This window comes from Paraburkholderia sp. (assembly GCF_026225065.1).
Classification (GTDB): Bacteria; Pseudomonadota; Gammaproteobacteria; order Burkholderiales; family Burkholderiaceae; genus Paraburkholderia.
In genome coordinates, this window is record NZ_JAMFSB010000448.1 from 1 (window position 1) to 4,948 (window position 4,948).

The 4,948-nt window shown below is 61.6% G+C and carries 4 protein-coding genes and 1 pseudogene; all 5 read left to right on the top strand.

Annotated features, from left to right (window positions below; translation table 11 throughout):
- Nucleotides 1-269, top strand: a 269-nt coding sequence (locus M0954_RS30160; protein ID WP_297357158.1) for a hypothetical protein, incomplete at its 5' end; no start/stop codon positions are given.
- Nucleotides 270-335: 66 nt separating this feature from the next.
- On the top strand, nt 336-1,139 hold the full coding sequence (locus M0954_RS30165) for an alpha/beta hydrolase (protein ID WP_122151479.1): 804 nt from the start codon (nt 336-338) through the stop codon (nt 1,137-1,139).
- Between the two features lie 361 nt (nt 1,140-1,500).
- Nucleotides 1,501-3,171, top strand: a complete 1,671-nt coding sequence (locus M0954_RS30170; RefSeq protein WP_297357160.1) for a CTP synthase — start codon at nt 1,501-1,503, stop codon at nt 3,169-3,171.
- Entirely contained in the window at nt 3,168-4,022 is an 855-nt protein-coding gene (gene kdsA, locus M0954_RS30175) for a 3-deoxy-8-phosphooctulonate synthase (RefSeq protein ID WP_297357161.1), read from the top strand. The genes M0954_RS30170 and kdsA overlap by 4 nt, the downstream gene beginning before the upstream one ends.
- A 168-nt stretch (nt 4,023-4,190) precedes the next feature.
- A pseudogene (eno, locus tag M0954_RS30180) lies at nt 4,191-4,948 on the top strand (phosphopyruvate hydratase); the annotation flags it as partial.

The window sequence follows — 4,948 nt, forward strand, 5'->3', positions numbered from 1 at the left end:
TCGCGGTATTTCAGGTAGGCTATCGCAACCGTTTTCATCATCCGAATCCGGGTGTCTTCGAACGCTATCTGGGACGGCATATCGAACTCACACGCAGCGACGTCGACGGCGCGGTGCAAATCATGGCGGCGGGCGTCCGTGCGCAGGGCACCCTGGCGGCGGGCAACCCAGCACAGGGCAACCTGGCGCAGGACACGCCACCACCGCCCGCCACGCTCACGCTGGAACGGTATCGCACCGCGCATCACCGGTACTGGATGGATCGATGAAGGACGCTCGCGCCATACCCGGCGGGACGCCTCGCGCAACATAATCAGGAACGGAGACAGCAGCACTTGAAAAACATCATTCACTTCTCGCACGCCAACGGTTTTCCGGCGTCGACCTACCGGACCATCTTTGCCGAGCTCGCCGATGACTACGACGTCCGCTTTATCGAGCGCATCGGCCACGACACCCGCTTTCCTGTGACGCAGGACTGGCCGCATCTGGTGGAGCAGTTGCTGGACGACATCAGCCGGTCATACGAGCAACCGGTCTGGCTGGTCGGTCATTCGCTCGGCGGCTATCTGTCGCTAATGGCGGCGTTGAAGAAGCCGCAGTGGGTGAGGGGCGTCGTGATGCTCGATTCCCCGGTGATTGCGGGCTGGCGCAGCAGCATGCTGCGCGTGTCGCAATGGACCGGGCTCGACGAACGCCTCTCGCCTGCCGCCGCGACCCGCGCGCGCCGCACGCAGTGGGCGAGCCGCGATGAAGCGTGGCGCCACTTTCACTCGAAGCCCGCCTTCGCGCGCTGGGACGAGAGGATGCTGTCCGACTATATCGACTTCGGCATTCCACAAGCCTCGGCTGACGGCAGTCGCGCGCTCGCCTTCGACCGGCGCACCGAATACAGAATCTACAAGACCTTGCCGCATACGCTGGGCTCCCGGCTGGCGCGTGGCGCGCCAGTGCCGGTCGGTTTCATCGCCGGGACGCATTCGAAGGAAATCCGCCAGGCCGGGCTGGAGGCCACGCGCCGTGCGACCGGAGGCCACCTTGAATGGATCGACGGCAGTCACCTGTATCCGATGGAAAAACCGATCGAAACCGCGCGGGCCGTGCAGCGGATGCTGCGCGAACTGGAACGGCCCACCTGATTCGCGGCGCAGACCACGGAGGGTGCGGCGCGCGTCGCGTGGTTCCGTTTGGCCACTCCTCCAGGTGCGCTTAACTTCGATTAACAATTGAACCTGCACAACGAACAGCGCAAGCGTTAACATGCAGGCATGTATGTATGACACGTCCGCAGTCTGGGCAGCAGGGCAGTTGCAGGAAAGAGGACAGCAGCAAGGCAACAAGGTAGCAACCGCTTGACAACAACAACGTCGCTACGGCAACTTCACGCAGTAGCAACAGGCGGCGCAGAAAACGGTGCAGGATCGGCGCGGATGCCGCGCATTTTGCTGGGTTGAGACCCTGCTTTACGGTATAATCCGTTTTTCCCGCGAGCATCCAGCGATGACCAAATATGTTTTCGTCACCGGCGGCGTAGTTTCTTCCCTCGGCAAGGGTATTGCCGCCGCTTCCCTCGCCGCGATCCTCGAATCGCGCGGTCTGAAAGTCACCCTCCTCAAACTCGATCCCTACATCAATGTCGACCCCGGCACGATGAGTCCGTTTCAACACGGCGAAGTGTTCGTGACGGAAGACGGAGCGGAGACCGACCTCGACCTCGGCCACTACGAGCGCTTCATCAGTACGAAGATGCGCAAGGCCAACAACTTCACCACGGGCCAGATTTACGAGTCGGTCATCCGCAAGGAGCGACGCGGCGACTATCTGGGCAAAACCGTGCAGGTGATCCCGCACATCACGAACGAAATCCAGGCCTTCGTCGAACGCGGCGCAGCATCTGCGACGTGCGGTGAGCCGGATGTCGCGATCGTCGAAGTCGGCGGCACGGTGGGCGATATCGAATCGCTGCCGTTCCTCGAAGCCGCTCGTCAGATGAGCCTGCGTCTGGGCCGCAACAGCGCGTGCTTCGTGCACCTGACGCTGGTGCCCTGGGTCGCGACCGCTGGCGAACTGAAAACCAAGCCTACCCAGCATAGCGTGCAGAAACTGCGCGAAATCGGTATCTCGCCGCACGTGCTGCTGTGCCGTGCCGACCGTCCGATCCCGGACGACGAGCGCGCGAAGATCTCGATGTTCTCCAATGTGCCGGAAGACGCGGTGATCTCGGTGTGGGACGCGGATAGCATCTACAAGATTCCGCAGATGCTGCACGACCAGGGCATGGACGCGATCGTCTGCGAAGAACTCAGACTCACGCCTAAGCCCGCTGACCTCTCCCTGTGGGCGGCAATGGTCGGCAAGCTCGAACATCCACAGCACCAGGTCACGATCGGCATGGTCGGCAAGTATGTCGACCTGACGGAGTCGTACAAGTCGTTGATCGAAGCGCTGCGCCATGCGTCGATTCATACGTCGACCAAGGTCAACATCGAATACATCGACTCGGAAGAGATCGAAACCCACGGCGTCGAGAGCCTCAAGCATCTCGACGCGGTGCTGGTGCCGGGTGGCTTCGGCCGGCGCGGGACCGAAGGCAAGATTGCGGCCATTCGTTATGCGCGTGAAGCGAAAGTGCCTTACCTCGGCATCTGTCTCGGCATGCAACTCGCGGTGATCGAATTCGCTCGCGACGTGGTCGGCCTGAAGGATGCGAACAGCACCGAGTTCGATCCGGGCACGCCGAGCCGCGTGGTCGCGTTGATCACCGAGTGGTACGACCGTGACGGTCGCGTGGAAAAGCGCACCGAAGAGTCGGACCTCGGCGGCACGATGCGTCTCGGTTCGCAGCGTTGCCCGATCAAGCCCGGCACGATGGCCGAAGAGATCTATGGCAAGGACGTGAACGAGCGTCACCGTCACCGTTATGAAGTCAATAACCGTTTCGTGCCCCAGCTCGAAGCCGGCGGCCTTATCATCAGCGCCCGTACCCCGAGCGAAGATCTGCCGGAAATGATGGAATTGCCGCGTGACATGCACCCGTGGTTCGTCGGCGTGCAGTTTCACCCGGAATTCACGTCCACACCGCGTGACGGTCATCCGTTGTTCAAGTCGTTCGTCGAAGCGGCGCTGGCGCATCAGCAGCACCTGCAGCCGGTCGTCGAGGAGAAAGCATGAAACTAGGCGATTTCGAAATCGGCCTGAACAAGCCGTTTTTCCTGATCGCGGGCACCTGTGTCGTCGAATCCGAACAGATGACGATCGACGTCGCCGGCAAGCTCAAGGAAATTTGCGCGAAGCTGAAGATCCCGTTCATTTACAAATCGTCGTACGACAAGGCCAATCGAAGCAGCGGCAAGACGTTCCGCGGTCTGGGCATGGATGAAGGCTTGCGCATCCTGTCGGAAGTGAAGCGTCAGCTTGGTGTGCCGGTGTTGACCGACGTGCATGCGGAACACGAGATCGAGCAGGTGGCGTCAGTCGTCGACGTGCTGCAGACGCCGGCGTTCCTGTGCCGTCAGACCGATTTCATTCATGCGTGTGCTCGTTCGGGCAAACCGGTCAACATCAAGAAGGGCCAGTTTCTCGCTCCGCACGACATGAAGAACGTGATCGACAAGGCGCGCGACGCCGCGCGTGAAGCAGGTTTGTCGGAAGACCGGTTTATGGCTTGCGAGCGTGGTGTGTCGTTCGGCTATAACAACCTGGTCTCGGACATGCGCTCGATCGCGATCATGCGCGAAACCGGCGCACCGGTCGTGTTCGACGCTACCCACTCGGTGCAGTTGCCGGGCGGGCAGGGCACCAGCTCGGGCGGTCAGCGCGAATTCGTGCCTGTGCTCGCGCGTGCCGCCGTAGCGACCGGTGTGGCTGGGCTCTTCATGGAGACTCATCCGAAGCCTGCGGAAGCAAAGTCCGACGGTCCGAACGCTGTGCCGCTGCATCGTATGGCCGACCTGCTCGAGACGTTGGTGACGCTCGATCAGGTCGTGAAGCGTACGCCGTTCCTCGAAAGCGATTTCAACTGATGCTGACCCGTGCATTGTGTCGACCCGCTAGCCGGCGCAGTGCGTCTGAATCTGCTTTGAACCCCGATCTGAACCCAATGGTCGCCCAAAGTGTCTGGTTAGAGGCTGTGCCTTGTACGCCGGACGCCGTTTCACCGTAAGAATCCAACGTCATTTCTTGAGGAAACCATGAGTGCTATCGTAGATATCATCGGTCGAGAGATTCTCGATTCGCGAGGCAACCCCACCGTCGAATGCGACGTGCTGCTCGAGTCGGGCACGATGGGCCGCGCTGCGGTGCCGTCGGGTGCATCGACGGGCTCGCGCGAAGCGATCGAACTGCGCGACGGTGAAACCGGCCGTTACGGCGGCAAGGGCGTGCTGAAGGCTGTCGAGCACATCAACACCGAAATCTCCGAGGCGATCATGGGCCTCGACGCTTCCGAGCAAGCTTTCCTCGACAAGACCCTGCTCGAACTCGACGGCACCGAGAACAAGTCGCGTCTCGGCGCGAACGCCATGCTGGCTGTTTCCATGGCGGTGGCCAAGGCTGCCGCTGAAGAAGCCGGCCTGCCGCTGTACCGCTACTTCGGCGGCTCGGGCGCAATGCAACTGCCGGTGCCGATGATGAACATCGTCAACGGCGGCGCGCATGCCAACAACAGCCTGGACATCCAGGAATTCATGATTGTGCCGGTCAGCCAGCCGACCTTCCGCGAAGCGCTGCGCTGCGGCGCCGAGGTGTTCCACGCGCTGAAGAAGATTCTGAGCGACCGCGGCATGAGCACGGCCGTGGGCGACGAAGGCGGCTTCGCGCCGAACTTCGGCAGCAACGACGAATGCCTGTCGACTATTCTGCAAGCCATCGAGAAAGCCGGCTATCGCGCGGGTGAAGACGTGCTGCTGGCGCTCGACTGCGCTGCGAGCGAGTTCTACCACGACGGCAA

Bases quoted from the DNA above. Each gene is read 5' to 3' on its own strand.
- M0954_RS30170 (WP_297357160.1), top strand. From the start codon at position 1,501: ATGACCAAATATGTTTTCGTCACCGGCGGCGTAGTTTCTTCCCTCGGC.
- kdsA (WP_297357161.1), top strand. From the start codon at position 3,168: ATGAAACTAGGCGATTTCGAAATCGGCCTGAACAAGCCGTTTTTCCTG.